The 3,069-nt window shown below is 73.1% G+C and carries 5 protein-coding genes; 1 reads left to right on the top strand and 4 read right to left on the bottom strand.

Translation table 11 applies throughout. The features are described 5' to 3' along the window. Positions 1-325: DUF308 domain-containing protein (locus JF597_RS53710; RefSeq protein ID WP_294014348.1), on the bottom strand; the 325-nt coding region annotated here is incomplete at its 3' end. A 217-nt stretch (positions 326-542) separates the two neighbouring features. On the opposite strand from JF597_RS53710, the gene JF597_RS53705 reads away from it, so the two are divergent. Beyond that, positions 543-1,115, top strand: a complete 573-nt coding sequence (locus JF597_RS53705) for a potassium channel family protein (protein WP_294014346.1) — start codon at positions 543-545, stop codon at positions 1,113-1,115. Positions 1,116-1,151: 36 nt separating this feature from the next. On the opposite strand, the gene JF597_RS53700 is transcribed toward JF597_RS53705, so the two are convergent. The 3 genes from JF597_RS53700 to JF597_RS53690 all read right to left on the bottom strand — a co-directional run. Further along, positions 1,152-1,349 carry a hypothetical protein gene (locus tag JF597_RS53700; RefSeq protein WP_020276994.1) on the bottom strand — a complete coding sequence of 66 codons (198 nt, stop codon included), beginning with the start codon at positions 1,347-1,349 and terminating at the stop codon, positions 1,152-1,154. A 125-nt stretch (positions 1,350-1,474) separates the two neighbouring features. Further along, positions 1,475-2,008: a hypothetical protein gene (locus tag JF597_RS53695; RefSeq protein ID WP_294014344.1), complete on the bottom strand. Its 534-nt coding sequence runs from the start codon at positions 2,006-2,008 to the stop codon at positions 1,475-1,477. Positions 2,009-2,056: 48 nt separating this feature from the next. Further along, on the bottom strand, positions 2,057-3,069 hold a 1,013-nt coding region (locus JF597_RS53690; RefSeq protein ID WP_294014342.1), incomplete at its 5' end, for a LuxR family transcriptional regulator.

Genomic DNA, 3,069 nt, shown 5'->3' with positions numbered 1-3,069 from the left:
CGGCCAGGACGTACAGCACGGCCAGCAGCAGCGCCGGGAGCCGTTCACCGTGCTCCTCCCGGCCGAAGGCGGCCACGAACCGGAACGCCCCGGTGACCAGGAGGTACAGCCCGATGAGGACTGCCAGGACATGCAGGGTTTCCTCCGGCCAGACCAGTACCAGAATGCCCGGCACCAGCGTCGCGACCGCCGAGCACAGGATCCAGGTCCATGAGCGGCCCAGGCGCGCCAGCACGTCGGCGGGATCGCTCACCGGAAGGGGGGCCGCCCCGTCGGCGGGGGGTTCTGGCCCGGGGGGCGGCGCCGGATCACGCGACATGGTCATGGCTCCTCCTCGTGTGATCGAGCGCGTCGCTCCCGGACCGCCGACGGGGCGGTGTCCGAGGGAGAGGCGTGCCGGACCGCTCCAGCGTCACGCCTGGCACCGGGTGCCGGGCTCACCCACCACGGGTGATCCGCCGGCACCGCCGTGGCGGTGAGGTGGGAATCTCCAGGCGCCTGTCCCCTCGGCCTCGCGGCCGGACGCGACGAAGAGACACGAGATGAGCGATCCGAGCACTGTCCGGACCGGACCGGGCCGCCCCCGCCGCCGGGCGGCGATCGTCGCGGTCGTCCGCGCCGTGCTCATCGCCACCGGCCTCGTCACCGCCTACTACGTGCTGCCGCTGGACGAGCGAGGTACGGCCGGCATGTCGGCGCTCCTCGCGTGCGGCTCGGCGGCGGTGCTGCTGATGTTCTGGTGGGAGGTGCGGGCCATCGTGCGCTCGCCCCACCCGCGGCTGCGGGCCGTCGAGGCCCTGGCCGCCACACTGCCGCTGTTCCTGGTGCTCTTCGCCTGCGGCTACTACCTGATGGACCACTTCACCCCGGGCTCCTTCAGTGAGCCGCTGACGAGGACGGACGCCCTGTACTTCGCGCTGACCACGTTCAGCACCGTCGGCTTCGGGGACATCACGGCCCGCTCCCAGGCGGGGCGGGTGCTGACGATGTTCCAGATGGCCGGGGGACTCCTGCTCGTGGGCGTCGCCGCACGGGTGCTGGCGGGCGCCGTCCAGGTGGGGCTGCGCCGGCAGCACCGCGAGCCGTCGGGGTCGCCCGATGCAGACGACCGGTGAGATCGCCGGCCCGGCACCGCACACCGCCCGTTCCCCTCACTCCGGCAGTTGCCGCATCTCCAGGACCCGCAGTCCCAGGGACTGGCAGCGTGCCAGCAGCCCGTACAGGTGCGCCTCGTCCACGACAGGACCGAACAGGACGGTCTGGCCGGACATCACGACGTGGCCCAGCTCCGGAAACGCCTTGGCCAGCGTTTCCGACAGGTGGCCCTCGACGCGGATCTCGTAGCGCACAAGCTGTCCTCCCATGGACTGCGTGGGACAGGCGGACGGCACCCTTCCCTGCGATCGTGCGCCTCCGTGCCCCTTGGGGCCTCACCCGGTACAGGTGACCGTCCTCTTCTCGACGCGTCGGATTCTCAATGCGTCAGAACGATCTTGAAGGACACGATCAGCAGACCCAGCAGCAGGTTGACCGACGCGGTGACGGCCAGCAGCCGCCGCGAAGCCCCGGCGCGGCGTGCCGCGGCCACGGACCAGCCCACCTGTCCGGCCACGGCGACGGAGAGAGCCAGCCACAGGGCACCTCGCACGTCGAGGCCCAGGAGCGGGCTGACGGCCACCGCGACGGCCGGCGGGACGGCGGCATTGACGATCGGCCACTCGTCACGGCACACGTGCAGTACGACCCGGCGGTCCAGAGCCTGTTGCGCCAGCCGCGCCCCGAACAGCTGGGCGTGCACATGCGCGATCCAGAACACCAGGCCGGTGAGCAACAGCAGCAGCACCAGCTCGGTGCGCGGGAAGGAACCCAGCGAGCCGGCGCCGATCACCACGGAGGCCGCGAGCATGGATCCGTAGACGCCGCCCGTGTAGTCCGCGTGGGCGCGCCGCTCGACACGGCGCTCCCCGCGGGCCGTGGCCGGGCCGGTCCTGGTTCTGGTTCTGGACACCGACGACTCCGTCCTGGCTCAGGGACGCCGATCCCGCACGGCGTCCGTTCACAGCAGCCGGAGATCGCGCGCGCGGCGCACCGCGTCGCCTCGCCGGTTGACCGCCAGCTTCCGGTAGACGCTCTTGAGGTGCGTCTTCACCGTGTTCACCGACACGTAGAGATCGGCGGCGACCTCCTCCGTCGACATCATCCGGGCCAGCCGCTCCAGGACGTCGCGCTCACGTCCGCTCAGCTCCACCGCGACGAGCGGCGGGGGCAGCGCCTCCGGCCGGGGCCGCTCACCGTGTCGCGGCGGGCCGGGTGTGAGCCAGCCCGCCGCCAGCTCGTGCAGCGGAGCCGTGGCCAGGAGGGGCCGGAGCCACGCTCCCGCGTCGAGGAACGGACGCCGCAGCCGCTCCCGCCGAGCGTCGAGGAGTGCGTGTGCCACAAGCCTGCGGGCGGTGGCGGTGTCTCCCGCCTCCTCCGCGGCCCGGGCCCTCACCAGCGCCGCCCGCACGGTCACGGCCGGACCGGCACGGCCCCCGGCGCGGATGCCGTCGAGCAGGTCGATGGCCGCCCCCGTACGGCCTGTGGCGAGCTGGATCGCCGCGGCCTCCACGGCACACACCGGCTGGTCGGCGGACACACCCTGGAGCACCTCGGCCGCTGCGTCCGGCCGTCCTTCGGCCAGGTGGAGGGCGGAGGTGACGAGGGCTTCATGGCTTGTCGCCCAGGGTGAGGCGACGACGGCGGAGACGTCCGGGTCAGCCGCGTCCACGGCGGCTCGTGCCCTCCCCCTGACCAACAGCAGGCGAGCTGTGACCAGGGCTCGTCCCGCCGCCGGGACCGGGTCGGGTGTTCCTGCCGGGAGCTGGGCCGTCTCGTCGAGGAGGGCCTGGGCCCGGTCCAGCTCATGGCGGTCGACGGCGACGGCGGCGAGGACCAGCTGCCCGATGCCGGAGCCGGACGGCTGGGGAAGGCCCACCCTCTCCCTCTCGGACACCGCCGCCAGAGCCCTGCGCTCCGCTCGGCCGAGCCAGCCGTCCAGATAGTCGAGCAGCGCCAGGTGCTCCAGGGCGT

This window comes from Streptomyces sp. (assembly GCF_019510245.1).
GTDB lineage: Bacteria > Actinomycetota > Actinomycetes > Streptomycetales > Streptomycetaceae > Streptomyces.
Note: the sequence above shows the minus strand (reverse complement) of the source record. Positions and strands in the feature narration are given on the sequence as shown.